Raw genomic sequence first — 25087 nt, forward strand, 5'->3', positions numbered from 1 at the left:
CATCACGAACACCCCGACAAGGAGCCTTCCTGTGGCCTACGACATCGTCGTCCTAGGTGGCGGCAGCGGCGGCTATGCCTGCGCGCTGAGGGCGGCCGAGCTCGGCAAGTCCGTCGCCCTGATCGAAAAGGACAAGATCGGCGGCACCTGCCTCCACCGGGGATGCATCCCCACCAAGGCTCTGCTGCACTCCGCCGAGGTCGCCGACGAGACGCGCGAGAGCGAGACGTTCGGCGTCAAGGCGCGTTTCGACGGCATCGACGTCCCCGGCGTCCACGCGTTCAAGGACAAGATCGTCAATCGTGCCTGGAAGGGCGTGCAGGGCCTGCTGAAGGGCGCGGGCGTGACGATCGTCGAGGGCGAGGGCCGCCTCGTCGGGCAGCGCGCGATCCAGGTCGGCTCCGAGGTCTACGAGGGCGCCAACATCGTGCTCGCCACCGGCTCGGCCCCCCGGTCGCTGCCCGGTCTGGAGATCGACGGCGAGCGCGTCATCACCAGCGAGCACACGCTGACCATGGACCGTGTGCCGGCCTCCGTGATCGTGCTGGGCGGCGGCGTGATCGGCGTCGAGCTGGCCAGCGTCTACCGCTCGTTCGGCGCCGAGGTGACGATCGTCGAGGCGCTGCCGCACCTGCTGCCGCTGGAGGAGGAGTCGAGCTCCAAGCTGCTGGAGCGCGCCTTCCGCCGCCGCGGGATCAAGTACGAGCTGGGCGTCTTCTTCGAGGGCGTCAAGACCACCGAGACCGGCGTGGTGGTCACCCTGGCCAACGGCAAGACGCTCGACGCCGAGCTGCTGCTGGTGGCGGTCGGCCGCGGCCCCGTGTCGGCGGGCATGGGCTTCGAGGAGGCCGGCGTCAGGATGGAACGGGGCGCCGTCGTCGTCGACGAGCACTGCCGGACCTCGGTGCCCGGCGTCTACGCCATCGGCGACCTCATCCCCACGCTGCAGCTCGCCCACGCCGGCTTCGCCGAGGGCATCATGGTGGCCGAGCACATCGCCGGGCTCAACCCGCCGCCCATCGACTACGCGGGCGTGCCGCGCATCACCTACTCCGACCCCGAGGTCGCCTCGGTCGGCCTGACCTCCGCGCAGGCCGCCGAGCGGGGCATCGAGATCGTCGAGCAGGTCTACGACCTCGCCGGCAACCCCAAGAGCCAGATTCTCGGCACGGCGGGCGCCGTCAAGGTCATCGCCCAGAAGGACGGCCCCGTCGTCGGCGTCCACATGGTGGGCCGCCGCATCGGCGAGCTCGTGACGGAGGGCCAGCTCATCTACAACTGGGAGGCCCTGCCCGCGGAGGTCGCCCAGCTCATCCACGCACACCCGACCCAGTCCGAGGCCGTCGGTGAGGCCATGCTGGCGCTGGCCGGCAAGCCGCTGCACGTACACAACTAAGTCCAGCCCTCGACAAGAACGCGAGAGAAGATAACGATGCCGGTCTCCGTACAGATGCCCCAGCTCGGCGAGAGCGTCACCGAGGGCACGGTAACCCGTTGGCTGAAGAAGGAGGGCGAGCGCGTCGAGGCCGACGAGCCGCTCCTCGAAGTCTCGACCGACAAGGTCGACACCGAGATCCCGTCGCCGTCGGCCGGCGTCATCACCAAGATCGTCGTCGCTGAGGACGAGACGGTCGAGGTCGGCGCCGAGCTGGCGATCATCGACGAGAACGCCCAGGAGGGCGCCGCCGCTCCCGCGCCGGAGGCTCCCGCCCCCGCCGCGCAGCCCGAGCCCGAGCCCGCCCCGGCCTCCTCGATCCCGCAGCCCGCGCCCGCCGCCCAGCAGGCCCCGCCGCAGCCGGCTCCGGCTCCCGCGCCCGCTCCGGCCCCGCAGGCCGCGCCCGCCCCGGCTCCCGCGCCGCAGGCCCAGGCGCCCGCCGCGGCCCCGGCTCCGCAGGCGCCCGCGGCCGAGCCGTCGGGTGAGAGCCCCTACGTCACGCCGCTGGTGCGCAAGCTCGCCAACGAGCACGGCGTCGACCTGGAGTCGATCAACGGCACCGGCGTCGGCGGCCGCATCCGCAAGCAGGACGTGCTGGAGGCCGCCAAGGCCCAGCGCGACAAGGCCGCCGCGCCGGCTCCGGCCGCCCAGCCCGCCGCCGCTCCCGCGGCCGCCCAGGCGGCGCCCGCCGCGCCGGCGCAGGTCGCCGCCGCTCCCGAGCCGGTGGAGGTGGACACCACGCTGCGCGGCCGTACGGAGAAGATGTCGCGCCTGCGGCAGACCATGTCCAAGCGGCTGGTCGAGTCGCTGCAGACCGCGGCCCAGCTCACCACGGTCGTCGAGGTCGACGTCACCAGGATCGCGCGGCTGCGCGACCGGGCCAAGGCGGAGTTCCTGCGCCGCGAGGGCGTGAAGCTGTCGTTCATGCCGTTCTTCGAGATGGCCGCGATCGAGGCGCTCAAGCAGCACCCCAAGCTCAACGCGACGATCAACAACGAGACCATGGAGGTCACGTACTTCGACGTCGAGCACCTGGGCATCGCGGTCGACACCGAGCGCGGCCTGATCGCGGCGGTCATCAAGAACGCCGGTGACCTCAACCTCGCCGGGCTGGCCCGCAAGACCGCCGACCTGGCCGAGCGCACCCGCGCCAACAAGGTGACGCCCGACGAGATCACCGGTGGCACGTTCACGCTGACCAACACCGGCAGCCGCGGCGCCCTGTTCGACACGCCGATCCTCAACCAGCCGCAGGTCGGCATGCTCGGCACCGGCGCCGTCGTCAAGCGTCCCGTGGTGGTCGACACGCCCGACGGCGAGGTCATCGCGGTCCGCTCGATGGTCTACCTCGCGCTGACCTACGACCACCGCCTGGTGGACGGCGCCGACGCGGCCCGCTTCCTGACGACGATCAAGCGTCGTCTGGAGGAAGGCCGTTTCGAGGCGCAGCTGGGTCTCGCCTGACAGCAGTGAGTCGCGGCGCCCGGGGTGCTCCCCGGGCGCCGCGCGCTTATCCGCCGCCGGTCACCGGGTGTCCGGCCCGTGCCCCGGCCCGGTCCCTTCCCCCCGCCCGCGGCGCCCGGTGGTCTCCCCGCCTGGCGAGCCCTTCGACAGCGGCGGTGGGCGTGGGCTGGTGACAAACGGGCGGAGAGGTGCTGGGCTAGGCAGATGATCGTGGTGACGGGGGCGTCCGGCCTGCTCGGCGCGGCGCTGGTGCGCAGCCTGCGGGACCGGGGCGAGCAGGTGGTGACGCTGGTGAGGCGGGCGCCGCGAAGCCCCGGCGAGCGGTTCTGGCAGCCCGCGGAGGGCGTGCTGGACCCGCAGGCGCTCGACGGCGCCCGGAGCGTGGTGCACCTGGCCGGGGCTCCCATCGCCGAGCGGCGCTGGACCGAGGTGTACAAGCGCGAGCTCGTCCGCAGCCGGGTGGACAGCACGCGGACGCTGGTCGGCGCGCTGCGGGAGCTGCCGCGCCGGCCCGAGGTGCTGGTGTCGGCCTCCGGCGTGGACTTCTACGGCGACACCGGCGACCGGCTGGTCGACGAGGGCGCCGGCAGGGGCGAGGGGTTCCTGGCCGGGCTGTGCGAACGCTGGGAGACCGAGGCGCGGGAGGCGGAGGCGCTGGGCATGCGCACCGCGCAGCTGCGCACCGGCATCGTGCTCAGCGGACGGGGAGGGGCGCTCGCCCGGATGCTGCCGCTGTTCCGGATGGGCCTGGGCGCGCCCCTGGGCACCGGCAGGCAGTACTGGTCGTGGATCTCCGAGGACGACTGGGTCGGCGCGACGCTGCACGTCCTCGGGAACCCCGGGATCTCGGGCCCGGTCAACCTCGTCTCCCCCTCCCCCGTCACCAACGCCGAGTTCACCAGGACACTCGGCAAGGCGCTGCGCAAGGGCACGATGCCGATGCCGGTGCCGGGATTCGCGCTGCGGGCCGGACTCGGCGAGTTCGCCGGGGAGCTGCTGTCGAGCCACCGCCTGGTGCCGCGCAAGCTGGAGGACAGCGGGTACGGCTTCGCCCATACCGGTCTCGACGCCGCGCTGCGGGCCGTACTCTAGGGTGCTGTCCGTCACGGGCGGAGACGCCGGGAGACAGGGGAGACAACGGCATGACGAGGTCGGGGCAGTCGCACATCCTTGCCATCGGCGGCGGTTCGTTCCGCCCGACCGAGCGCTACGGCTTCTACGAGGCGAGCCCGCTGCTGCGTTATGCCCTCGACCTGACCGGCCAGGACCGGCCCAAGCTGGGCCTGCTGGCCACGGCCACGGGTGACGACTCCGACTGGTTGCTCAAGATGTATGGGGCGTTCGCCGGGTGGGACGTCGAGGTGAGCCACCTGACCGTCTTCCCGATGCCCAACGTCGCCGACCCGCGGGCCTGGCTGCTGGAGCAGGACGTCGTCTACGTCTCCGGTGGCAGCGTGGCCAACCTCATGGCGCTGTGGCGGCTGCACGGCCTCGACGAGGCGCTGGAGGAGGCGTGGCGGTCCGGGGTGGTGCTGTCGGGGCAGAGCGCCGGGGCGCTGTGCTGGCACGTCGGCGGCAACACCGACTCCTTCGGGCCCGAGCTGCGGGTGTGGGCCGACGGGATGGCGCTGCTGCCCTACTCGTGCGGCGTGCACTACGATTCCGACCCCCAGCGCAGGCCGCTGCTGCAGCAGTCGGTGGCCAGCGGCGAGCTGCCCGGCGGCTACGCCGCCGACGAGGGCGTCGCCCTGCACTACGTGGGCACCGAGTTCATCCAGGCGGTGACGATCACGCCCGGCTCGGCCGCCTACCGGCTGGAACACGACGGGACCGGCGGCGTGAAGGAGTTCAGGATCGAACCTCGGTTGCTGACCTCCTGAATTACCCTTCAGGTGTGACGGAACGGCACAATGGTCCCATGCGCCCCAAGCACGGGGTCGATCCCCACGCGCTCGCCATCGTCCGACTTGGTGTCGACGTCCCCTACGAGCAGGCTTGGGCGCTTCAGCGCCGGGTGCACGCCTGGCGGGTGGCGGGTGAGCTGACCGACACGGTCCTGTTGCTGGAGCACGCGCCCGTCTACACCGCCGGCAGGCGCACCGCGCCCCACGAGCGTCCCTCCGACGGCACTCCCGTGATCGACGTCGACCGGGGCGGCCGCGTCACCTGGCACGGTCCTGGGCAGCTCGTCGCCTATCCGATCGTCGCGATCGGCGACGTCACCACGTACGTGTGCCGGCTGGAGGAGGCGATGATCCAGATCTGCGCCGACTTCGGCGTCTCGGCGCGGCGTGTGGCGGGGCGGGCCGGGGTGTGGGCCGTGGGCGACGCCGCCCTGGGGCTGCCCGACCGGCTGCTGGGCGCGGTGGGCATCCGGGTCACGCGCGGGGTCGCCATGCACGGGTTCGCCCTCAACTGCGCCAACGATCCGCGCTGGTTCAACCGGATCGTCCCGTGCGGCCTGCCCGACGTGGGCGTCTCGACGCTGTCGGCGGAGACGGGTCGCCGGATCGTGGTGGAGGAGGTCCTGCCGATCGCCGAGAAGCGGCTGGCGGAGGCGCTCGGCCTGCGGGCGTTCGACCTGCACGAGGAAGACCTGCTGCGCGGCCGCTGATCCCGACCTGCACGAGGAAGACCTGCTGCGCGGCCGCTGAACCCGACCTGCCGGGCGGCCCTGGCGGGCGGCTGCCGGGGCTGGGCGGCAGGCGCGAGGTGTCCTACGATCACCTCGTGAACCGGCTCCTCGCCCTGGCCCTCGCGGTCCTGGTGCACACGCTGACCCTGGCCTTCGTCGCCGTCGGCCTCTGGACCGCGTACGTCAACTCCGGGCTGCTCATCGGCTGGCTGTTCGGCGGGCTGCTCGTCGCGATCGGGTGGATGCTGCGGCCCCGTCTGAGCACCGGGCTGCCCGCCGACGCCGAGGTGCTCGACCGGTCCGCCGCCCCGGAGCTGTACGGACTGGCGGAGCGGGTGGCCGACCGGGTCGGGGTGCCGCGGCCGCACCGCGTCGCGGTCAGGGACCTGGACCCGAGAACGCGCTACCTGCGCACCGGCCCGCGGCGCACGCCCACGCTGACCGTCGGGCTGCCGCTGTGGCTGGCGCTGTCGCCGCGGCAGCGGGTGACGATGCTGGCCGCGGCCTGCGCCGAGACCCCGTCCGCCGAGGAGGTCGTGGTGGACGGCGCGCTGTCGACGCTGGCGGAGTGGCGCGAGGCGCTGCTCGGCGCGGCGCCGCTGCGGGTCCGGGAGGAGGCGCAGACGAAGGTCACCGCCGCCTCCCTGACCGCCGAGCACCCGGGCACCGGCTACGAGGTGGCGGGGCTGCTCGGCCGGGCCATCGGCAGGGTGCTGGGCGGGCCGGTGCTGCTGGTGGAGTACGTCCTGACCCGGCTGGCCCGTTCGGACGAGGGCCGCAGGAGGCGGCGTCGCGAGGAGCGGGCGCTGCGCGCGGTGCCGGCGGCGGACCTGGCCGAGCTGGAGGCGCTGGCGGCCGGCGGGCGCTACCTGGCCCCGATGCAGGCGGCGGCGCTGCGCGGGGAGAGCGTGGCGTCGATCAGGGCGGGAGCGCTGGACCGCGTCCTGCCGGGCGACGGGGTGCGCACGTCGGCCCCCGGCGCGCAGGTGCTCGGCTCGGCCGAGTCCGACCGGATCGACGAGGAGCTGGAGCGGCACTACGACCGGGCGGTGCGCGGCTTCGGGCTGATCAGCTGACCCGGCCGCCCCCTAGACCGGGGCGCCCAGGCGGGAGACGTAAGCTGGGTTCGTGACCGTTGCTCCTGAAGGCCGTAAGCTCCTCCGCCTGGAGGTGCGCAACGCCGAGACCCCCATCGAGCGCAAGCCCCCGTGGATCAAGACCAAGCTGAAGACGGGCCCCGAATACACCGAGCTGAGATCGCTCGTGCGCCGGGAGGGCCTGCACACGGTCTGCGAGGAGGCGGGCTGCCCCAACATCTACGAGTGCTGGGAGGACCGTGAGGCGACGTTCCTCATCGGCGGCGACCAGTGCACGCGACGCTGCGACTTCTGCCAGATCGACACGGGCAAGCCCAAGGAGTACGACAAGGACGAGCCGCGCCGGGTCGCCGAGTCGGTCCAGCAGATGGGCCTGCGCTACGCGACGGTGACCGGTGTCGCCCGCGACGACCTGCCCGACGGCGGCGCCTGGCTCTACGCCGAGACGGCGCGGCAGATCCACTCCCTGCTGCCCGGCTGCGGCGTCGAGCTGCTGGTGCCCGACTTCAACGGCAACCGCGAGCAGCTGGAGGAGGTCTTCTCCGCCAAGCCCGAGGTGTTCGCGCACAACGTCGAGACGGTGCCGCGGATCTTCAAGCGCATCCGGCCTGCGTTCCGCTACGAACGCTCCCTCGATGTGATCACGATGGCCCGCGAGGCCGGGCTGGTCACCAAGTCCAACCTGATCCTCGGCATGGGCGAGACCCGCGAGGAGGTCGTCCAGGCGATGCGCGACCTGCACGCCGCCGGCACCGACCTGCTCACGATCACCCAGTACCTCCGGCCCACGCCGCGGCACCACCCGGTGGAGCGGTGGGTCAAGCCCGAGGAGTTCGTGGAGCTCCAGGCCGAGGCGGAGGCGATCGGCTTCGCCGGAGTGCTGTCCGGGCCGCTGGTCCGTTCGTCCTACCGGGCCGGTCGGCTCTACCAGCAGGCCATCGCCGCGCGTCAGGCCACCTGAGGCCGCGGCCCCTGCGGCCCGGCGACCGGGCCGCAGGTCACGTTTTCCTCTCGCGACCACTTGGTTTGTATCCTTGCCAGCATGGCGAAGTCCGTGGACCCAGAGAAGCCGGGGCGCATCAAGCAGCTCCGCATGATCGCACAGATCATCAAGCAGGCAAATCCCAAGGGGATGCCGATCGTCTTCCTGTCGGCGGTCGGCACGCTGGCTGTGATCGTCGTGATCGGCCTGGTCACGGACTACCTGTGGTATTCGGTGTTCCTCGGCATCCTCGCCGCGCTCACCGTGGGCCTGGTGGTGTTCGGCCAGCTGGCGCAGCGTGCCCAGTATTCGATCCTCGACGGCCAGACCGGCGCCGCCGCGGCCGTGCTGCAGGGCATGCGCGGCAACTGGCAGGTGACCCCGGCCATCGCGGTCAACCGCGACCAGGACCTCATCCACATGGTGGTCGGGCATCCCGGCGTGATCCTCGTCTCGGAGGGACCCGGCAACCGGGTCGCCCGGATGCTGGCGGCCGAGAAGAAGCGCGTCGCGCGGGTGGTGCTCGGCGTCGAGATCTACGACATCCAGTGCGGTGACGGCGAGGGCCAGGTGCCGCTGGGCAAGCTGCAGCGCCACATCATGAAGCTGCCGCGCAACCTGAAGAAGCCCTCGGTCAACGAGGTGAAGGACCGCCTGCGGTCGCTGCCGAAGAACGTGCCGATGCCCAAGGGGCCGATGCCCAAGGGCATGCGGATGCCCCGCGGCCCCAAGATGCGCTAGTGCGCCACGACGACGCGCCCGGGTCGTCGGTCTCGTCGCGGGCCAACCGCGGCTGGTGGGACGGCAACGCCGACGACTACCAGGTCGAGCACGGCGAGTTCCTGCGCGACGACGGTTTCGTGTGGTGTCCGGAGGGCGTCGACGAGGCCGAGGCGCGGCTGCTCGGCGAGGTGCGCGGGCGGCGGGTGCTGGAGATCGGCTGCGGCGCGGCCCAGTGCGCCCGGTGGCTGGTGGCGCAGGGGGCCGAGGTGGCGGCGTTCGACCTGTCGCACCGCCAGCTGCGCCACGCGCGGCGCATCGACGAGGCGACCGGGCTGCGGGTGCCCGTGGTGCAGGCCGACGCCGAGGCGCTGCCGTTCGCGAGCGGCGGCTTCGACGTGGCCTGTTCGGCGTTCGGCGCGCTGCCGTTCGTGGCCGACCCGCTGGCGGTTCTCCGCGAGGTGCACCGGGTGCTCCGGCCGGGCGGCCGGTTCGTCTTCTCGGTCAGCCATCCGATCCGCTGGGCGTTCCCCGACGATCCGGGGCCGCGCGGGCTGACGTCCGACCGGTCCTACTTCGACCGGTCCCCCTACGTGGAGCGCGCCGAGGACGGCACGGTCACCTACGTCGAGCACCACCGCACGATGGGCGACTGGGTGGGCCTGGTGGTGTCGGCCGGCCTGACCCTGACCGGGCTGCTGGAGCCGGAGTGGCCGCCGGGGCACGAGCGGGTGTGGGGCGGGTGGAGCCCGCTGCGCGGCCGGCACCTCCCCGGCACCGCGATCTTCAGTTGCGCACGCCCTTGACACTCGGCGACGGACGTGGCGCGCCCGCGCGCGTGCGTCGCTGACGGCTCAGCGGCGGGTGTAGCGGGCGGCCATGGCGTGGAAGACCGCCTTGGGCTCCCACGTGGTCGCGCCGAGCATCCGGACCACCCCGTAGGAGCCGAGGTCGGCCCGGCCGGTGCGGGTGTAGCCGGCGAAGGTGAACCACAGGGCCGTCTCCACCCCCTCCTCCTCGAACACGTCGAGCAGCTCCTCGAGATACCGGACCTGCTCCTCCTCGTCCGGCACCGCGTCGCCGGGCACCACCCAGGCGTGGCCGCCGAGCTCGGCCGCCCCCCGGTAGGCGCAGGTGCCGAACTCGGTCACCGCGACCGGCTTGCCGTGCGCGAAGTGGGCGCGCAGTTCCTCGCGGAAGCGGCCGGCGTTGTAGGCGGCGCGGTAGGCGTCCAGGCCGACCAGGTCGAACGGGCTCCAGTCGATGAGCTCCCACGGCGCGGCGGCGTAGGTGACCCTGCCGCCGAACAGGGGACGCACCGTCGCGGCCGCCTCGGCGAGGAAGGCGTTGAGCCGCGGCAGGATCTCCGTGATCGACTCCCACCAGGTCAGGTCGGCGGAGGCCATGGCGGCGAGCCGGTCGCCGTAGGTGTCGCCGGGGATGAAGCCCGGGCCGAAGGCGCTCGTCTCGCAGCCGGTGACGAGCACCACCTCGGCGCCGCCGCGCCGCAGCTTCTCGGCCCGTCGGGCGCAGCCGGCGTACAGGGCCAGCATGTCGTCGTGCGGAACGTCCACGGGGAAGGGCGCCAACCAGACCTCCAGCCCGGCCTCCGCGGCGACCTCGGCGGCCAGTTCGAGCCGGTCGGGGTCGCGGCCCGAGACGCGGACGACCTGGCAGTGCAGTTCGTCGGCGATCACCCGCATCTCGCGGCGTACGGTGGCGGCGTCGAAGACCGGACGTGACAGGTGCGATCCCGGGAGGAACCCGGTGTCGTAGTTGATCCCCTTTTTCATGGCTTTTCTCCTGACAGGCGTGTCGTGCAGCCGTGTTCGAGCAGGTCGAACGCCACCTCGACGTCCTCGGAGAGCCGCCGCGCGGCCTCCGTCAGCGGAGTCCCGGCGGCCAGTCGATGGAAGAACGTCTCCTGGAGCGTCGTGACGGACGCGGTGATCTGGGCGGCAACGAGAGCGGCGACCAGGCCGGGCGTCACGCACTCCGCCGTGCCCCCGGCGCGCCCCTCACCCCCGGCGCCGCGGGTGCCGCCAGTATCGCCGTCGGCGCCGGCCCTGCCACCGATGCCGCCGTCGCCGCCGGTGGCATCCATGGGACCCGCGCCACCGGCGCGCTCCAGGGCGGCGGCCAGTTCGTGGCGCTGGCGCGCGTACGTCTGGTGGAGGGCGGCCATCAGGGACGGGCTGGACGAGATGACGCCGACGCGGGCCGTCAGCGCGGCCACGTCCGGCTCTCCGAAGCCCCGCGCCGCCATCGACCGGTAGTGCTCACGCAGGGCGCCGAGCGGCGTCTGCCCGGCCCGCCGCCTGGTCACGATGCCGGCCATGTCCTCCTCGACGCCGTCGAGGGCGAGGCACTCCTTGCTGGGGAAGTAGCTGAACAGCGTCACCTTGGCCACGCCGGCCGCCTCGGCGATCCGGGCCACGGTGACCGCGTCGTAGCCGCTCTCGGCGAACAGCCGCAGCGCCACCTCGGCGATGCGCCGCCGCGTCTGTTCCTTCTTGCGTTCCCGGAGTCCTGCCATCATGACCCCACGATAACCGTACCCGGTTCGTTTTTGAACCCGGTACGGTCAGCGGACTCGGAGCACCACCTTGCCCGGGACGCCGCCCTGCTTGGCGGCGAACGCCTTCCCCGCCTCGGCCAGCGGATAGATCGCGCCGACATGGGCCCGCACCGCGCCGCTCCCGGCCAGCCGGGCGAGTTCGGCCAGCTGGTCCCGGTCGGGTTCGACGATGAAGAAGGCGGCCCGCCCGCCGGCGGGTGCGGCCGGCGGCGGCGCGGTGATCGAGACGAGCGTGCCACCGGGCCTCACCAGGCCGGCGGAGCGGGCGAGCAGCTCGCCCCCGATGGTGTCGAAGACGACATCCGCCTGCCCCACGGCCTGCTCCAGCGGCTGCCGTTCGAGATCGACGAAGTCGTGCGCGCCCAGCTCCCTTGCCAGCGCGGCGGCACGGCCGCGGCCGGTGGCGATGACGTGTGCCCCCGCGTGCCGGGCCAGCTGGACGGCCAGGGTGCCCGTGCCTCCCGCCGCGCCGTGGACGACGACGGTCTGCCCCGCCCGCAGGCCGCCGTGGACGAACAGGCCCTGCCAGGCGGTCAGCCCCGACAGGGGCAGGGCGGCGGCCTCGTCGAAGCCGAGCCCGTCGGGTATGACGGCGAGGTTGCGGGCCTCCACGGCGACGTACTCGGCGGCGGCCCCGTCCCGGTGCCAGTCGGTCAGCCCGAACACCCGGTCGCCGAGACTGAGGCCGGTGGTCCCGTACCTGACCTCGGCGACGACACCGGCCACCTCGTGGCAGGGAATGGAGGGCGTGCGATCCCGCCCGGCCCGGTCGACCCAGGTGCCGGGCCAGGTCAGCTCGTCGGGGACGAAACCGGCGGCGTGCACCTTGACCAGCACGTCGCCGGTCGCGGCGTGCGGGTGCGGGGCCTCCTCGTGGACCAGGTCGTGGTGGTCGCCCTGCCGGTGGATGCGGACTGCTCTCATGGATGGTCCTCCGTACGGTGCTGCTTGTCGTCGTCGGTCAGAAGACGGACGACGCACCGCCGGGAAATGTGACAGAGCGGGCCGTGCCACCTCGGGTTCGTGGCGAGCGGCCGTGACCACCCGGACGCCGCCGCGGTCGGGATGCGGCGGCATCGTGGTCACATGCGGACGACCATGGTGTTGGACACCCGGTCGTGCACGCCGCGGTGGTCACGGTCGAAGATGAGCGGCGGGATGGCCAGGATGAGCAGCGCGGACCGCACCAGCACGGGCAGCAGCCGGGGGGCGCCGCCGTCCATCGCGGCGACCCTGATGCCGGCCAGCCGGTGGCCGAACGTCTGCCCCATGAACGCCACCAGCACGAGGTACTGCACGGCGAACACCACGGCCGGGACCCATGGCGAGGCCGCCGGGTCGACACCGAGCAGCAGCCGGGTGATCGCCCAGGTGCAGATCATCCAGTCGATGACGAGGGCGGCGATGCGCCTGCCCCAGCCGGCGATGGAACCGCTGCCCTCCTCCGGCAGGCCGAGGCGCTGTCCCGGGTAGCCGAGGTCGATCCCGGCCGCTCGCACGCCGCCCAGCCAGGTCTGCGTCCAGCGCGGTTCCTTGCTGCTCATGCGTCCAACGGTATCCGGCGGTGCGGGCGGTCGCGCTGGTGGCCCGGCGGGGCCGGGAGCCACAGACCTGTCCGGGACATGGCGCTTTCGTGACCTGGTCGCGTCATGAGGGGGTCATCATGGACGTCATGCCACACGGGGACGAGCTGGACGCGCGTTTCGAGGCGCTGGTCGCCCAGTTCGACGACAAGGAGCTGCGGCGGATGCGGGCCGCGGCGGGCCGGCGCGGACGGCCGTCCAACCGGCCGCGCCGGTTGCTGCTGGCCGTCGCGGCGCTGCTCGCGGTGGCCGTCGCAGCCGTCGCCGTCCTGGCGTCCCAACCCGGCCTGCTGCGCTGACACCCGTCTCGCCGGTCCGGTTCCGGTGGCCGCGCCCCTGACCGTACGGCCATCTCGGAGCGGCTCCGCTTAACATGTGCGAAACAATCGGGACACCGAGTGGAAACGGCCTCGATCTAGATTCACGGTGGAGAGTCATTCCCCAGGGAGGTTCGAGAGTGTTCAACTCCGCCGACGACGTCCTGAAGTACATCAGCGACGAAGGGGTGCAGTTCGTCGATGTCAGGTTCACCGACCTGCCGGGCACGACTCACCACTTCACCTTCCCGGTCGAGAACTTCAGCGGCAACGTCTTCACCGACGGTCTCATGTTCGACGGCTCGTCCATCCGTGGCTTCCAGGCGATCCACGAGTCCGACATGCTGTTGCTGCCCGACCCGACGAGCGCGGTGCTCGACCCGTTCCGCCAGCACAAGACGCTCAACATCAACTTCTTCGTGCACGACCCGCTGACGGGCGAGGCCTACAGCCGCGACCCGCGCAACGTCGCGCGCAAGGCCGAGGAATACCTCAAGGGCACCGGGATCGCCGACACGGCCTACTTCGGCCCGGAGGCGGAGTTCTACATCTTCGACGACGTCCGCTTCGAGACCAGGGCGAACGCCGGCTACTACTACATCGACTCCATCGAGGGCGCCTGGAACACCGGCAAGGCCACCGAGGGCGGAAACCTCGGCTACAAGCCGCGCTACAAGGGCGGCTACTTCCCGGTGCCGCCGATGGACCACTTCACCGACCTGCGTTCGGAGATGGTGCGCAACCTCATCGAGTGCGGCATCGACGTGGAGATGCAGCACCACGAGGTCGGCACGGCCGGCCAGGCGGAGATCGACTTCAGGTTCGGCACGCTGCTGAAGACGGCCGACAACCTGATGCTCTACAAGTACGTCATCAAGAGCACGGCCCTGGAGTACGGCCACACGGTCACCTTCATGCCCAAGCCGATCTTCGGCGACAACGGCTCCGGCATGCACTGCCACCAGTCGCTGTGGAAGGACGGCTCGCCGCTGTTCTACGACGAGGTCGGCTACGCGGGCCTGTCCGACACGGCCCGCTACTACATCGGCGGCCTGCTCAAGCACGCCCCGTCGCTGCTGGCCTTCACCAACCCGACGGTCAACTCCTACCACCGCCTGGTGCCGGGCTACGAGGCTCCCGTCAACCTGGTCTACAGCCAGCGCAACCGGTCGGCCTGCGTGCGCATCCCGATCACGGGCTCCAACCCCAAGGCCAAGCGCATCGAGTTCCGGGTGCCCGACCCGTCGTGCAACCCGTACTTCGCCTTCTCCGCCATGCTCATGGCCGGCATCGACGGCATCCGCAACAAGATCGAGCCGCCGGAGCCGGTCGACAAGGACCTCTACGAGCTGCCGCCGGAGGAGGCCCGCCAGGTGCCGCAGGTCCCCGGCTCGCTGCCCGAGGTCCTGAGCGCCCTGGAGGCCGACCACGACTACCTCCTGGAGGGCGGCGTCTTCACGCCCGACCTGATCGAGACGTGGGTCTCCTACAAGCGCGAGAACGAGGTCGACCCGATCCGCCTGCGCCCGCACCCGCACGAGTTCGAGCTGTACTACGACGTCTGAGCGGCCGAGGCCGCGATCCGCGAAGCCGTCGGCGGGTGACCTGCCAGGACACCCGGGCATCACGTACGAGGCCGTCGAGCGACCGCCCCTCCGGGGCTCGCTCGACGGCCTTTCGCGTGCGTGCCTCCGCCGAGGGCGTCAGGCGCGTCGAGGCGGCCCGGGCGCCGGCATCGCCCTTCTTCCCGTCGCCGAGCGGACCCTGCGCCGGGCCTCGGGGCGGCCGTGGACGGTGTCAGCGGGCCACGGCCCGGGGGGTGGTGAGGGCGTCGAGGAGGCCGGGGAACGCCTGGTCCATGTCGGTGCGGCGCAGGGCGTTCATGCGGGAGGTCCCGACGTAGTACTGGCGGATGAGGCCCGCCTCGCGCAGCACCTTGAAGTGGTGGGTGGCGGTGGACTTGCTGACCGGCAGGTCGAACGTGCCGCACGCGCGGTCCTCGCCGGTGACGGCGAGCTGCGTGACGATGCTCCGGCGCACCGGGTCGACGAGCGCCTCCAGGACGAGCTGCAGGTCGAATGCGGACACCTCGGGGTGCGGTGGCGTGCGTTCCATGGGTCAATGGTACGACATCCATCGAAGTTTGACAGCAATCGTACTTGTGGGCCACAGTGGACCGCGTCCGAGGCGAGCTGAAGGAGTGCGACGTGGCGAGGACTGTGCGGTTCCACGAGATCGGTGGGCCCGAAGTGATGCGACTGGAGGACGTGGAGCCGGGCGAACCGGGTCCGGGCGAGGCGCTGATCCGGGTGGACGCGATCGGGGTCAACCGGGCCGAGGCGCTGTTCCGGACGGGGGTGTACATCGAGCCGGTCAAGCGGTTCCCGGCGAGGCTCGGCACCGAGGCCGCCGGGGTGATCGAGGCGGTGGGTCCGGGGGTGACGAAGTTCGCGGCGGGTCAGGCGGTCAGCGTCGTGCCGGCCTTCTCGCAGAACGACTACGGCGTGTACGCCGAGCGGGCGATCGTGCCGGTGAGCGTGCTGCTGCCCCGCCCCGACGAGGTGGACGCGGTGTCCGGCGCCGCGGTGTGGATGCCCTACCTCACCGCCTACGGGGCGATGGTGGAGGTGGGCGGGGTGCGGGCCGGCGACGTGGTGGTCGTGAACGCGGCCTCCAGCAGCGTCGGCCTGGCCGCGATCCACACGGCCAACCGGCTGGGCGCCCGGCCGGTCGCCGTCACCCGCACCGGCGACAAGCGGCAGCGGCTGATCGAGGAGGGCGCCGCCGAGGTGCTCGCGTCGGAGGAGGACGACGTGCCGGGCCGCGTGCTGGCGCTGACCGGCGGCCGGGGCGCCGAGTTCGTCTTCGACGCCGTCGCCGGGCCGGGGGTGACCGAGCTGGCCCGGGCGGTGGCCCCCGGCGGGACGGTGTTCCTGTGGGGCATGCTGAGCGGGCAGCCGACGCCCCATCCGGGGTTCGACCTGGGCATGCCCCCTCTCAACCTGCGCACGTACACGGTGCACGAGATCACCAGGGACCCGGAGCGGCTGCGCCGGGGCGCGGCGTTCGTCGCCTCAGGGCTGCGCACCGGGGCCTTCCGCCCGGTGGTGGACCGGGTGTTCCCGCTGGAGGACATCGTGGCGGCGCACCGGCACATGGAGTCCAACACCCAGGTCGGCAAGATCGTGGTCAGGGTGGATCACTGAGGCGGTAGGGCGCCAGGCCGGCCGTCACCGCGTCCGCGTCGCCGCTCACCAGCCGCAGGGAGGCGGCGGGCCGCGCCATCGCCCGCGCGTACCTGTCGAGAGGGGACGCGGCGTTCATCCGTGGTGGCGGGAGCGGATGCCGGTGATGCGGCGCAGCACGTCCCACCAGAACGGCGCGCCGAACATCAGCGCCACGTACGTCAGCAGGAAGCCGGGCCAGCGGCTGGGGGTGGTGAGGCGGTCCCACCAGACCGCGCCGTTCCAGTGGACGGCCGGGTCGCCCTCGGCCGGGACGGACACGCTGACGATCGCGTGGTCGAACACCTTGACCAGGGCGGGCTGGCTGAGCGTCTCGGTGACGCACGGCACGGGATCGGACCGCTCGCAGCGCTCGCGCAGCTCGGCGTAGGCGTCGGGGCCGGCCTCGGCGACGGCCGTCACGGAGGCGCGGAAGGCGCTGTCACGCAGCAGCGTCTTGCCGTACTCCAGCCCGTCCATGGTGAACAGCAGCGTCACCGCCAGGCCGAGAACGGCCAGCACCCACTTGACGTACCGCTTGTACAGCATCGACAGGCGGTGCATCTCCCCGTCGAACCATGTCTCCACGCCCTGCCGGAACCGGTCGAGATCGCGCTGCGCCGTCTCCCAGACGCCCCTGAGGTGGCCGTGCAGGGGGCTGCCCATCGTCCTGAGCTTGGCGAGCAGCCCTTCGACGCCGCCCTCCTCGGCCGCGGCCATCTCCATCACGGCCACGGCGAAGCGGCCCGGGGGGAGGTTGGCGATGCTGGTGCGCCCCCGCGTGGGGTGGTCGATCTCGCGGACGCGCTGGTAGAGGAGGTTCGTCACGGCGTCCTGCGCCTTGGTCTCCTCGGCGGGCACCCGCACCGCCTCGGCGGGGGCGGGCTGGTCGTTGTGGACCGGCCGGGGATCGCGGGCGAACGGCAGCGCCGCGAACACGTCGCGCAGCCCGGCGGGCAGCCACGAGCGGCCCTGGGCGTCGCTGCCGTCGAGAGTGTCGCGAAGGTAGGCCCACAGGAACTTGCTGCGGATGGCCAGCAGCCGCACGAACGCCTCGTTCACGCCGCTGACCAGCAGCGACAGCAGCAGGAACGCCAGCACCATGCCCAACGCGAGATCCACGTAAACCGACAGCAAAGCGATCACCTCGCGTCTTGATACACCCGCCGTGGCGGGCGCGCAACGCGATCGCGGCATCCGGGCCGCACGGGCGGGCGTCAGGAGCCGTAGAAGACGCGCTCCACGACCTGGCGGGCGCGGCGGGTGACGCGGCGGTAGTCGTCGAGGAAGTCCTCCGAGCCGTCCGGCGGGTAGCCGAGGGTACGGGCGACCAGCAGGCGCTCGCGGGTGTCGGCGGGAACGCTGTCGGCCGGCCGGCCGCGTACGACCATGACGGCGTCGCGGACGCGGGAGGCGAAGCGCCACGCCTCCTCCAGCACCTCCTCGTCGGCCGGCGCGAGCAGCCCGGCCTCCACCGCCGCGCGCAGCGTCGGCAGGGTACGGGTGGTGCGCAGGGCGGGGACGGAGCCGGCGTGGCGGAGCTGCAGGAGCTGGGCCACCCACTCCACGTCGGACAGCCCGCCGGGTCCCAGCTTGGTGTGCAGGGCGGGGTCGGCGCCGCGGGGCAGGCGTTCGGCCTCCATGCGGGCCTTGAGCCGCCGGATCTCGCGGACGGCGTCCTCCGGCAGGCCGCCGGGCGGGTAGCGCAACTCGTCGATCATGGTGGTGAACGCCTCGCCGAGCGCCTCGTCACCGGCGGAGAAGCGGGCCCGCAGCAGGGCCTGCGCCTCCCACGGGGACGACCAGCGGGCGTAGTAGGCGGAGTAGGAGGTGAGCGTGCGCACCAGGGGACCCTGCCTGCCCTCCGGCCGCAGGTCGGGGTCGATGAGCAGGGGCGGGTCGGGGGCGGGGAGGCTGAGCAGGCGGCGCAGCTCGTTGGCGACGGCGAAGGCCGCGTCGGTGGCGTCCCGCTCGGCGGCGCCGGGCTCGGGGCAGTGGACGAACATGACGTCCGCGTCGCTGGCGTAGGAGGACTCCATGCCGCCGAGCCGGCCCATGGCGATGACGGCGAGCCTGGTGGGCGCCGCGCCGCGTTCGGCGCGCACCTTGCCGGTGGCGGCGTCGAGGGCGGCCTGGATCGTCACGTCGTTCAGCGCCGAGAGGGCCACGCCGACCTGTTCGATGTCGACGAGCCGGAAGATGTCGGCGACGGCGGTGCGGAACAGCTCCCTGCGGCGCAGCGCCCGTACGGCCGTGACCGCGCTCTCGGGGTTGCCGGCGTGGCGGGAGACGGCGGCGGCGGCCTCGGCGCGCAGCGCCTCGGGCGGGCGTACGGCGAGGTCGTCGTCGGAGCCGAGCAGCGCCACGGCGTCGGGCGCGTGCATGAGCAGGCCGGTGGCGTAGCGGCTGGTGCCGAGGACCCGCGCCATGCGGGAGGCGACGGCGGTCTCGTCGCGCAACAGCCGTAGGTACCACGGCGTGGTGCCGAGCTTGTCGCTCACCTGGCGGAAGCCGAGCAGCCCGGCGTCGGGGTCGGGAGTGTCGGCGAACCAGCCGAGCATCACCGGCAGCAGCGTCCGCTGGATGGCCGCGCGCCGCGACACGCCCGCCGTGAGCGCGGCGATGTGGCGCAGCGCCCCGTCGGGATCGACGTAGCCGAGGGCGCGCAGCCGGGCGGAGGCCGCCGCCGGCGACAGGCGCGCCTCGCTCTCGGGCAGCCGGGCCACGGCCTGCAGCAGCGGCCGGTAGAACAGTTTCTCGTGCAGCCGCCGCGCCTCCCTGGCGTGCCGCCGCCAGCGGGCGGTGAACTCCCCCACCGGGTCGGCCTGCATGCCGAGCGCCCGGCCGAGCCGGCGCAGGTCGCCCGGGTCCTCCGGCAGGACGTGCGTGCGGCGCAGCCGGTGCAGCTGGAGCAGGTGCTCGACCCGGCGCAGGAACGTGTACGCCTCGGCCAGGCCGCGCGAGTCGTCGCGGCCGACGTAGCCGCCCCGGGACAGGGCCGCCAGGGCGGGCAGCGTGGCCCGGCGGCGCAGCAGCGGGTCGAGCCGCCCGTGCACGAGCTGCAGGAGCTGCACCGCGAACTCGATGTCGCGCAGCCCGCCCGGCCCGAGCTTGATCTGCCGCTCGCCCTCGGCGCGCACATGGGCCTCGACCCTGCGGCGCATCGCCTGGACGTCCTCGACGAAGTTGTCGCGGGTGGCGGCCGACCACACCAGGTCGTTGACCGCTTCGACGTAGGCGGCGCCGAGCTCCAGGTCGCCGGCCATCGGCCGGGCCTTCAGCAGCGCCTGGAACTCCCACGTCTTGGCCCAGCGGCGGTAGTAGGCGAGGTGGCTGGCCAGGGTGCGCACCAGCGGCCCCGACCGGCCCTCGGGCCGCAGCCCGGCGTCCACCTCCCACAGCGAACCCTCGGGCGTGGCGGCCGAGCAGGCGCGCATCATGGCCTGCGCGAGCCTGGTGGCGGCGCGCAGCGCCTTGGTCTCGTCGGCGCCTTCGCGCGGCTCGGCCACGAAGATCACGTCGACGTCGCTGATGTAGTTGAGCTCGCGGGCGCCGGCCTTGCCCATGCCGATCACGGCGAGGCGGACGTCGTCGCCGCCGGCCTCGGCGGGCAGCTCGGCGCGGGCCACGGCGAGGGCGGCCTCCAGGGCGGCGCCGGCGAGGTCGGACAGCTCTCCGGTGACCTCGCCCAGGGTGGCCTCGCCGGTGAGGTCGCGGGCGGCCACCCGCATCAGCCGGCCACGGTAGGCGACGCGCAGCGCGGCCAGGGCGCCCGGCTCCGCGGCGCGGGGGCTCCGGTCGCCGGGGGCGGCGCCGACGGCTCGCAGCAGCTCGCCCCGGGCATCGCCGGGGCCGGGCTCGCCGAGCAGAGCGAGCTGCTCGGGGTGGCGGGCCAGGTGGTCGCCGAGCGCGGCGCTCACGCCGAGGACGGCCAGGGTGCGGGCGCGGAGCCGGTCGTCGGCGCGCAGCGGGCCGAGGGCTGTCGGGGCCTGCTCGGCCAGGCGGGTCAGCGAGGCGAGCGCGAGGTCGGGGTCGGCGACGTCGACCAGCCCGTCGAGCAGGTCGTCGAGTGCCCCGTCGCTCTGCCGGACGAGCCGGGCGGCGGTCGCCCCGTCGGCGAAGCCGAGCTTGGCCAGCTTGGCGGCGGTGGACTCGATCCTGGGCACCCCTCCATCTTGACAGTTCACCGGATGGCATGGCTTGAATAGAACGCAACGTTGCGTTGCGTTTCTGTCCTGAGGAGGCGGCACATGGAGAAGGTTCCGGCGGTGGTGACGTGGGGGCTGCTCGCGGCATGGACGGTGCACGACGCCGAGGAACTGGCGACGATGGCCCGCTGGACGCGCGAGGCCCGCCCACGGCTGGCCGAGCGTTACCCGGGGCTGCCGTGGGACCGGCTGGAGGTCTCGCAGCGGCACGTGACCGTGGCCATCGGGCTGATGGGCGGGGTCGTGGCGGGCGCCGCCGCACTCGGGGCGCGCACCGGCGGGCGGAGCCGGACGTTCCAGGCGGTGCTGGCGGGGTTCGGGGCGCACGGGGTCGTGCACCTGGCGCAGTCCGTGGCCGTCCGCGGCTACACGCCGGGCGCCGTGACGGCACCCCTGGTCGTGCTGCCGTTCACGGCGTGGGCGTGGCGGCGGCTGCGCTCGTCCGGGGTGCCGGTGCACGGCGGCGTCGCCACGTGGACCGGCCTGGCGGCGCTCCCCCTCGCCCTGGGCGGCGTCCACGCCCTGGCCCACGTGCTCACCCGCCCCCGCCGCCCGGCGACGCCGCCACCCGGCCCCGCGACCCCACTCCCCCGCCGCTGACGCCGCGACGGGCGGGGCCGGTCAGGCGCCGGACTGTCGAGCACGGACGACGGCGGGAGAGCGCGGGTCAGGTGGGGCGGGGGCGGACGAGGGCGGGAGGTACGGACGAGGGGGGAGAGCGCGCCAGGCGGAGCGAGAGGTACGGACGAGGGCGGGAGTGCGCGGGTCAGGTGGGGCGGGAGGTGCGGACGACGGCGGCGAACGCCTCGGCGACGGGCCGCCAGGCGGCGGCCAGCTTGTCCTCGGCGGACCGGACCCGCGCGATGTGCTCCTCGCCGGAGGCGAGCCCGGAGCCCGTCGCCCAGGCGGCGAAGATGTCCGGCGTCGCCTCCGGGTGGAACTGGACGGCCCATGCCGCAGAGCCCAGCCGGTACGCCTGGTGGGGGTAGAGGGGGCCGGTCATGAGCGGCACCGCCCCCTCGGGCAGCCGCGACATCACGTCGCGGTGGTACTGGATCGCCACCGCCGCGCCGACACCCGACAGGAGCCGGTCGGAGGCGGCCTCCGGCAGGGCCGTCACCTCGCACAGCCCCACCTCCAGCCCTTCGCCGCCGCGCTCCACGACGCCACCGCAGGCCATCGTCATGAGCTGCGCCCCGAGGCAGATGGCCAGCGTGGGGGTGCCGTCGGACACGGCGCGTGCCAGCAGGTCGCGGGTGGCGGGCAGCCAGGGGCACCTGTCGTCCTCCCAGGCGGCCGGCTCGCCGCCGAGCACGATCAACCCGTCGGCGGCCCGGTCCGGCACGGGATCGCCCAGGTACGGCCGGACGACATCGCAGGGGACGCCGAGCCAGCCGTCGAGGAAGCCCGGGCCGGCATCCGCCTCATGCTCGATAACCGTGATCCGCATATTCAGTAATTTATCCGCACCAATCATTGAAAAGCACACGTCAACCAGGTCATGCCGGGCGGCAGGGGCATCACGCGCAGAACCTCCCCCGGACGCGGACGGCCCCGGAACGTCGCGTTCCGGGGCCGTCGCGAAGGGTGTCGCGAAGTGTGTCGCGAAGTGTGTCGCGAAGTGTGTCGCGAAGTGTGTCGCGAAGGGTCAGCGCGGAGCGATCCAGGTGGCCCGGGCCGCGGCCACCAGCGTGCCGTCCACCTCGTAGATCGCGCTCTCGCCGAACAGCTTGCGCCCCTCGCGGCCGGTGGCGCGCGCCACGACCGAGTAGGCCCCACCCGGGTAGACGCGCCGGTGCACCTGGACGGCCAGCCGGCCGAGCAGCGCCGACTCGCCGGGCTGGAAGTGCGCCCAGCCGGTGACGCAGTCGAGCACGGAGCCCACGACGGAGCGGGGCACGCCGTCCTCGTCGGCCACCGTGAACGGCACCCGCCAGCCGGCGGCCACCAGGTCCGTGCCCTCGACCGGGCCGGGGAAGACGCGCAGCCCGTCGCCCGGCTCACGCAGCCCGCACGCGAAGCACTCGGGGAAGGCGTGCCCCCGCCGGCCGGCGAAGCCGGCCTCGGCCCGCGCCGCCTCGGTGAACGGGACGAACTCCGGCGCGTTCAGGTCCTCGGCCACGGGAATGGCCTCGACGAGCAGCCGGTCGCCGTGGGAGAGGGTGGCGGTGTTGGCGACGTGCTCCAGGCGCAGCTCCGTGTCGAGCGGCGTGGGAGCGTGGAGGGTGACCTCGACGGCTGATCGGTTGTCGCTGAGCGCCTCGGCCATGGTGCCGGCTATCCAGCCGCCGTTGGCGACCCCCTCGGGCCCGCGGAAACGCTCGGGAACGGTCAACACGGTCTGCAGGGCAGCCGTCGTCATGCCTCACCCTCCTAGGTCGCCCATCGGACGAAACTTCAAAATCCAGATTAAGCAGGCCGATATTACCGAAGATCCGGTCGGCCGAAGCCCGAAGTGCCGCGGCCAGATCTACCTACACCGGCCATAACACCGCGAAGCTGTGCAAAACTTCCCGCCGAGACGGGCCCGAAACCCCGGCCGCGCGGCGTCCGCGGGACCGCGAGCCCTCCGGGCAGGCGCGTTCCGCACCCGTACGATACGGGCCGTTCATTGCGCGCATGTGACGCGGGGGTGAGAAGTGACGTTGGTCACTCGATCACCGCCCGCATCCACGGGGGCCGCGCCGGGGCGCCCTGGCGGCGAGTAGGGCGGCCCCGACGCGGTGCTGATGCCGCGACCCGGCCTCAGGACCCCGTGCCCGGGGTCATCTGCTGTGCCTGGTCGCGTGCCTCCCTGCCAGTGGCCTTGGCCGCGTCCGCCGCCGTCTGGGAGACCTGCTGCCCTGCCTCCCGCGCCTCCTCCTTGGCGTCCTGGACGAGACTGCCGCCCGTCTCGCGGACGGCCTCCTTGATCGGCTGTAGGACGTCGCCCGCCTGCTCCTGGAGCCGGTCGACGACCTGTTCCTCCTGCTCGGTGCGAGGGATGACCGCCGCGGCGAGCATCCCGGCGCCGAAGGCGATCAGCCCCGCGGCCATCGGATTGCCCTGCGCGCCGTGCATCGCCTGCTGCGGCGCCGCGCGTACGGTGTCGGCCGCCGTCTGGACTCCGCTCACGGCGGTCTCCGCGGCGGTCTGGACGCCCGCCCTGGCCGTTTCCGCGGCCGACCTGGCGGTGTCGGCGGCCGAGTGGGCGCCGGACCTCGCCGTGCCGGCCGCGCCGGCCGCGACGTGCCTGACCGTGCCGGTGGTCTGCCGGGCGCCCGCCCGGACCATCCCGGCGGGCGTCCCCATCACCTTCTCGCGTACCGTGCGGACGGCCCGGCGCATCCGGTCGGTCCGCCGCCGCACGATCCTGGACGGCATCGTCCGCTCGGCGAGCCGGTCGACGTCGGCCGCCAGCTCGGCGCGGGTGGCGGTGATCTCGTCCCTTATCTCCTCGGCTCGCGGGTCCATGGGACGTCCTCCTTGAGCGATGCGACGGTCTGTTCGGGCTTGGGCGACACCTGGCGCATCCTGGTGCGCCCGTTCGCGTAGAGCACGGCGGCCACGACGGCCCACACGACGGCGACGATGAGCGCCGCCCAGGCCGCGTCCATGACGTGGGCGAGCGCGAACACGACGGCGAGGCTGACGAGCACCGCCACCATGGCCGCCGCGAACCCCGCCCCGCCGAACATGCCGGCCGTCCTGCCGGCCTTGCGCGCCTCCTCGCGCATCTCGACCTTGGCCAGCCGCATCTCCTGACGGAGCAGCGTGGACAGGTCCTGGCCGATCTCGCCGACCAGCTGTCCCAGCGACGGCTGCTGGCCCGGCTGGCTGGGTACGGTCATCGCGCCTCACCCCCGTACCCGCCGGGTGCCGGCGGCATCGCGTCGTCCTCGCCCGGCAGCCCCGAGCCCGTCGGCCGCGGCGAGCCGGTCAGTCTCTCGGGGCCCGTCAGCCCCTCGGCGCCGGTCGTCCCGTGCGAGCCGGTCAGCCCTTCCGGCGTGGTCAGCCCCTGCGAGCCGGGCGCCTCCTGCGCACCGGGCAGGCCCGTGCCGTACGACCCCTCCGCGTCCTGCGGGCTGCTCGGCCCGTACAGTCCTTCCGTTTCTTGCGGCCCCTGGCCGGTCGAGCCCTGGTCCTGCGCGCCGGTCACGGCCTTGGCGGCCCGGCCGATCAGGAAGCCCGCCGCCGCCATCCCCGCCAGGAACAGCCCCGGCCGGCGGCGTGCGAAGTCCTGCACCTCCTGGATCACGCCGGCCAGCCCCTGGTTCTCCAGGTAGTCGGCCGCCTGGCGGCCCCGCCCGGCGATCTGCTGGACCACCCCGTGCAACGGGGAGTCCGGCTTGGCGCTGTCGCCCATGACCGCCAGCTCGTCCGCCCACAGGCGGATCTGGTTCGCGGCCCGCCCGCTCTGCCGTTGCGCCTGCTCCCCCAGACGGTCCTGGAGTCTGCCGACGACCTTCTGGGTCTGTGCCCTGGCCTCCCCAGCCACGTTCTGGGCCTGTTCCATGGCGGTGCCGGCCACCTGCCCGGCGGCGGAGCGCGCCTGCTGCGCCGTCTCCTGCACCGCTCCCTGCGGTTGTGCGGTCCTGGTCCGACCCGCGTATCTGTCGTCTCCTGGATGGAACTCGCTCACCATGCCCCCAGTGTGAGAATGCGTGAGTGTTCGCCTGCCCCTCATCCCGGAGAGCCACCGCCATCAATCAGACAAATGGGGCAAAGGGTGCGTATATTGACGTTTCCCCACTCGACTGGGCGGAGGACGGCGCGCGGCACGGCCCCGGGCCGTCCACCCGAGCCGCAGGACCGCCGCGCCTACAGCACCGGCAGGGAGCGGCCCCGCTCGAACTCGGGCACGT

The 25087-nt window shown here is 73.2% G+C and carries 26 protein-coding genes; 13 read left to right on the plus strand and 13 right to left on the minus strand.

Annotated features, from left to right (window positions below; all coding sequences use genetic code 11):
* Nucleotides 1–31 precede the first annotated feature (31 nt).
* The 9 genes from lpdA to CXR44_RS02535 all read left to right on the plus strand — a co-directional run bounded on the left by lpdA (nucleotide 32) and on the right by CXR44_RS02535 (nucleotide 9139).
* Nucleotides 32–1396, plus strand: a complete 1365-nt coding sequence (gene lpdA / locus CXR44_RS02495) for a dihydrolipoyl dehydrogenase (RefSeq protein WP_101783169.1) — start codon at nucleotides 32–34, stop codon at nucleotides 1394–1396.
* Nucleotides 1397–1432: 36 nt separating this feature from the next.
* Entirely contained in the window at nucleotides 1433–2899 is a 1467-nt protein-coding gene (gene sucB, locus CXR44_RS02500; RefSeq protein WP_101783170.1) for a 2-oxoglutarate dehydrogenase, E2 component, dihydrolipoamide succinyltransferase, read from the plus strand.
* Nucleotides 2900–3103: 204 nt separating this feature from the next.
* Nucleotides 3104–3991 carry a TIGR01777 family oxidoreductase gene (locus CXR44_RS02505; RefSeq protein WP_101783171.1) on the plus strand — a complete coding sequence of 296 codons (888 nt, stop codon included), beginning with the start codon at nucleotides 3104–3106 and terminating at the stop codon, nucleotides 3989–3991.
* A 50-nt stretch (nucleotides 3992–4041) separates the two neighbouring features.
* Nucleotides 4042–4779, plus strand: a complete 738-nt coding sequence (locus CXR44_RS02510) for a Type 1 glutamine amidotransferase-like domain-containing protein (protein WP_101783172.1) — start codon at nucleotides 4042–4044, stop codon at nucleotides 4777–4779.
* Between the two features lie 38 nt (nucleotides 4780–4817).
* Nucleotides 4818–5513 (plus strand): lipoyl(octanoyl) transferase LipB, encoded by a 696-nt coding sequence (gene lipB / locus CXR44_RS02515; protein WP_101783173.1) that lies wholly within the window; start codon nucleotides 4818–4820, stop codon nucleotides 5511–5513.
* Between the two features lie 116 nt (nucleotides 5514–5629).
* Nucleotides 5630–6610: a M48 family metallopeptidase gene (locus CXR44_RS02520; RefSeq protein ID WP_101783174.1), complete on the plus strand. Its 981-nt coding sequence runs from the start codon at nucleotides 5630–5632 to the stop codon at nucleotides 6608–6610.
* 52 nt (nucleotides 6611–6662) lie between these two features.
* The gene (gene lipA, locus CXR44_RS02525; RefSeq protein WP_101783175.1) at nucleotides 6663–7592 is read left to right on the plus strand and encodes a lipoyl synthase; all 930 of its coding nucleotides are present in this window, start codon (nucleotides 6663–6665) and stop codon (nucleotides 7590–7592) included.
* An 81-nt stretch (nucleotides 7593–7673) separates the two neighbouring features.
* Entirely contained in the window at nucleotides 7674–8354 is a 681-nt protein-coding gene (locus tag CXR44_RS02530; protein ID WP_101783176.1) for a DUF4191 domain-containing protein, read from the plus strand.
* Nucleotides 8354–9139 (plus strand): class I SAM-dependent methyltransferase, encoded by a 786-nt coding sequence (locus CXR44_RS02535; RefSeq protein ID WP_101783177.1) that lies wholly within the window; start codon nucleotides 8354–8356, stop codon nucleotides 9137–9139. The genes CXR44_RS02530 and CXR44_RS02535 overlap by 1 nt, the downstream gene beginning before the upstream one ends.
* A 48-nt stretch (nucleotides 9140–9187) precedes the next feature.
* Here CXR44_RS02535 and CXR44_RS02540 read toward each other — a convergent pair whose 3' ends face one another.
* The 4 genes from CXR44_RS02540 to CXR44_RS02555 all read right to left on the minus strand — a co-directional run bounded on the left by CXR44_RS02540 (nucleotide 9188) and on the right by CXR44_RS02555 (nucleotide 12455).
* Nucleotides 9188–10126, minus strand: coding sequence for a glycoside hydrolase family 113 protein (locus tag CXR44_RS02540; RefSeq protein WP_101783178.1), 939 nt, complete (start codon nucleotides 10124–10126; stop codon nucleotides 9188–9190).
* Entirely contained in the window at nucleotides 10123–10872 is a 750-nt protein-coding gene (locus CXR44_RS02545; protein ID WP_245898768.1) for a TetR/AcrR family transcriptional regulator, read from the minus strand. The genes CXR44_RS02540 and CXR44_RS02545 overlap by 4 nt, the downstream gene beginning before the upstream one ends.
* Before the next feature lie 45 nt (nucleotides 10873–10917).
* Nucleotides 10918–11835 (minus strand): NADP-dependent oxidoreductase, encoded by a 918-nt coding sequence (locus CXR44_RS02550; protein WP_101783179.1) that lies wholly within the window; start codon nucleotides 11833–11835, stop codon nucleotides 10918–10920.
* 158 nt (nucleotides 11836–11993) lie between these two features.
* Entirely contained in the window at nucleotides 11994–12455 is a 462-nt protein-coding gene (locus CXR44_RS02555; RefSeq protein ID WP_101783180.1) for an RDD family protein, read from the minus strand.
* 119 nt (nucleotides 12456–12574) lie between these two features.
* On the opposite strand from CXR44_RS02555, the gene CXR44_RS02560 reads away from it, so the two are divergent.
* Together CXR44_RS02560 and glnA are read left to right on the plus strand one after the other, a co-directional pair.
* The gene (locus tag CXR44_RS02560; protein WP_101783181.1) at nucleotides 12575–12793 is read left to right on the plus strand and encodes a hypothetical protein; all 219 of its coding nucleotides are present in this window, start codon (nucleotides 12575–12577) and stop codon (nucleotides 12791–12793) included.
* Nucleotides 12794–12951: 158 nt separating this feature from the next.
* A complete protein-coding gene (glnA, locus tag CXR44_RS02565) occupies nucleotides 12952–14376 on the plus strand; it encodes a type I glutamate--ammonia ligase (RefSeq protein ID WP_101783182.1) in 1425 nt (474 codons plus the stop codon).
* Nucleotides 14377–14608: 232 nt separating this feature from the next.
* Here glnA and CXR44_RS02570 read toward each other — a convergent pair whose 3' ends face one another.
* Nucleotides 14609–14926: an ArsR/SmtB family transcription factor gene (locus CXR44_RS02570; protein WP_101783183.1), complete on the minus strand. Its 318-nt coding sequence runs from the start codon at nucleotides 14924–14926 to the stop codon at nucleotides 14609–14611.
* A gap of 92 nt (nucleotides 14927–15018) precedes the next feature.
* Here CXR44_RS02570 and CXR44_RS02575 point away from each other — a divergent pair, with 92 nt between their 5' ends.
* Nucleotides 15019–16017 (plus strand): zinc-dependent alcohol dehydrogenase family protein, encoded by a 999-nt coding sequence (locus CXR44_RS02575; RefSeq protein ID WP_101783498.1) that lies wholly within the window; start codon nucleotides 15019–15021, stop codon nucleotides 16015–16017.
* Here the strand turns inward: CXR44_RS02575 and CXR44_RS41530 are convergent.
* The 3 genes from CXR44_RS41530 to CXR44_RS02585 form a co-directional block, all read right to left on the minus strand.
* On the minus strand, nucleotides 16001–16135 hold the full coding sequence (locus CXR44_RS41530) for a hypothetical protein (RefSeq protein ID WP_281260233.1): 135 nt from the start codon (nucleotides 16133–16135) through the stop codon (nucleotides 16001–16003). The two genes, CXR44_RS02575 and CXR44_RS41530, sit on opposite strands and share 17 nt — an antisense overlap.
* The gene (locus CXR44_RS02580; RefSeq protein ID WP_245898769.1) at nucleotides 16132–17157 is read right to left on the minus strand and encodes a hypothetical protein; all 1026 of its coding nucleotides are present in this window, start codon (nucleotides 17155–17157) and stop codon (nucleotides 16132–16134) included. Before CXR44_RS02580 ends, CXR44_RS41530 begins: the two co-directional genes overlap by 4 nt.
* A 95-nt stretch (nucleotides 17158–17252) precedes the next feature.
* Nucleotides 17253–20201, minus strand: coding sequence for a bifunctional [glutamine synthetase] adenylyltransferase/[glutamine synthetase]-adenylyl-L-tyrosine phosphorylase (locus CXR44_RS02585; protein ID WP_101783185.1), 2949 nt, complete (start codon nucleotides 20199–20201; stop codon nucleotides 17253–17255).
* Nucleotides 20202–20285: 84 nt separating this feature from the next.
* Here CXR44_RS02585 and CXR44_RS02590 point away from each other — a divergent pair, with 84 nt between their 5' ends.
* Nucleotides 20286–20843 (plus strand): HXXEE domain-containing protein, encoded by a 558-nt coding sequence (locus CXR44_RS02590; RefSeq protein ID WP_180903153.1) that lies wholly within the window; start codon nucleotides 20286–20288, stop codon nucleotides 20841–20843.
* A 166-nt stretch (nucleotides 20844–21009) separates the two neighbouring features.
* Here CXR44_RS02590 and CXR44_RS02595 read toward each other — a convergent pair whose 3' ends face one another.
* The 5 genes from CXR44_RS02595 to CXR44_RS39240 all read right to left on the minus strand — a co-directional run bounded on the left by CXR44_RS02595 (nucleotide 21010) and on the right by CXR44_RS39240 (nucleotide 24795).
* Nucleotides 21010–21693, minus strand: a complete 684-nt coding sequence (locus CXR44_RS02595) for a type 1 glutamine amidotransferase (RefSeq protein ID WP_101783186.1) — start codon at nucleotides 21691–21693, stop codon at nucleotides 21010–21012.
* 198 nt (nucleotides 21694–21891) lie between these two features.
* The gene (locus tag CXR44_RS02600; protein WP_101783187.1) at nucleotides 21892–22605 is read right to left on the minus strand and encodes a PaaI family thioesterase; all 714 of its coding nucleotides are present in this window, start codon (nucleotides 22603–22605) and stop codon (nucleotides 21892–21894) included.
* 383 nt (nucleotides 22606–22988) lie between these two features.
* Nucleotides 22989–23696 (minus strand): DUF3618 domain-containing protein, encoded by a 708-nt coding sequence (locus CXR44_RS02605; protein ID WP_101783188.1) that lies wholly within the window; start codon nucleotides 23694–23696, stop codon nucleotides 22989–22991.
* Nucleotides 23672–24073, minus strand: a complete 402-nt coding sequence (locus tag CXR44_RS02610) for a phage holin family protein (protein ID WP_101783189.1) — start codon at nucleotides 24071–24073, stop codon at nucleotides 23672–23674. Before CXR44_RS02610 ends, CXR44_RS02605 begins: the two co-directional genes overlap by 25 nt.
* The gene (locus tag CXR44_RS39240) at nucleotides 24070–24795 is read right to left on the minus strand and encodes a hypothetical protein (RefSeq protein ID WP_180903154.1); all 726 of its coding nucleotides are present in this window, start codon (nucleotides 24793–24795) and stop codon (nucleotides 24070–24072) included. The genes CXR44_RS02610 and CXR44_RS39240 overlap by 4 nt, the downstream gene beginning before the upstream one ends.
* Nucleotides 24796–25087 lie beyond the last annotated feature (292 nt).

This window comes from Nonomuraea indica (genome assembly GCF_002850745.1).
In the GTDB taxonomy this organism is placed as follows: Bacteria; Actinomycetota; Actinomycetes; order Streptosporangiales; family Streptosporangiaceae; genus Nonomuraea; species Nonomuraea indica.

Excerpts from the sequence above, each read along its gene's own strand:
- sucB (WP_101783170.1), top strand. The coding sequence starts at position 1,433 with ATGCCGGTCTCCGTACAGATGCCCCAGCTCGGCGAGAGCGTCACCGAG.
- CXR44_RS02505 (WP_101783171.1), top strand. The coding sequence starts at position 3,104 with ATGATCGTGGTGACGGGGGCGTCCGGCCTGCTCGGCGCGGCGCTGGTG.
- CXR44_RS02510 (WP_101783172.1), top strand. The coding sequence starts at position 4,042 with ATGACGAGGTCGGGGCAGTCGCACATCCTTGCCATCGGCGGCGGTTCG.
- lipB (WP_101783173.1), top strand. The coding sequence starts at position 4,818 with ATGCGCCCCAAGCACGGGGTCGATCCCCACGCGCTCGCCATCGTCCGA.
- CXR44_RS02530 (WP_101783176.1), top strand. The coding sequence starts at position 7,674 with ATGGCGAAGTCCGTGGACCCAGAGAAGCCGGGGCGCATCAAGCAGCTC.
- CXR44_RS02540 (WP_101783178.1), bottom strand. The coding sequence starts at position 10,126 with ATGAAAAAGGGGATCAACTACGACACCGGGTTCCTCCCGGGATCGCAC.
- CXR44_RS02545 (WP_245898768.1), bottom strand. The coding sequence starts at position 10,872 with ATGATGGCAGGACTCCGGGAACGCAAGAAGGAACAGACGCGGCGGCGC.
- CXR44_RS02550 (WP_101783179.1), bottom strand. The coding sequence starts at position 11,835 with ATGAGAGCAGTCCGCATCCACCGGCAGGGCGACCACCACGACCTGGTC.
- CXR44_RS02555 (WP_101783180.1), bottom strand. The coding sequence starts at position 12,455 with ATGAGCAGCAAGGAACCGCGCTGGACGCAGACCTGGCTGGGCGGCGTG.
- CXR44_RS02560 (WP_101783181.1), top strand. The coding sequence starts at position 12,575 with ATGGACGTCATGCCACACGGGGACGAGCTGGACGCGCGTTTCGAGGCG.
- CXR44_RS02570 (WP_101783183.1), bottom strand. The coding sequence starts at position 14,926 with ATGGAACGCACGCCACCGCACCCCGAGGTGTCCGCATTCGACCTGCAG.
- CXR44_RS41530 (WP_281260233.1), bottom strand. The coding sequence starts at position 16,135 with ATGAACGCCGCGTCCCCTCTCGACAGGTACGCGCGGGCGATGGCGCGG.
- CXR44_RS02590 (WP_180903153.1), top strand. The coding sequence starts at position 20,286 with ATGGAGAAGGTTCCGGCGGTGGTGACGTGGGGGCTGCTCGCGGCATGG.
- CXR44_RS02595 (WP_101783186.1), bottom strand. The coding sequence starts at position 21,693 with ATGCGGATCACGGTTATCGAGCATGAGGCGGATGCCGGCCCGGGCTTC.
- CXR44_RS02600 (WP_101783187.1), bottom strand. The coding sequence starts at position 22,605 with ATGACGACGGCTGCCCTGCAGACCGTGTTGACCGTTCCCGAGCGTTTC.
- CXR44_RS02605 (WP_101783188.1), bottom strand. The coding sequence starts at position 23,696 with ATGGACCCGCGAGCCGAGGAGATAAGGGACGAGATCACCGCCACCCGC.
- CXR44_RS02610 (WP_101783189.1), bottom strand. The coding sequence starts at position 24,073 with ATGACCGTACCCAGCCAGCCGGGCCAGCAGCCGTCGCTGGGACAGCTG.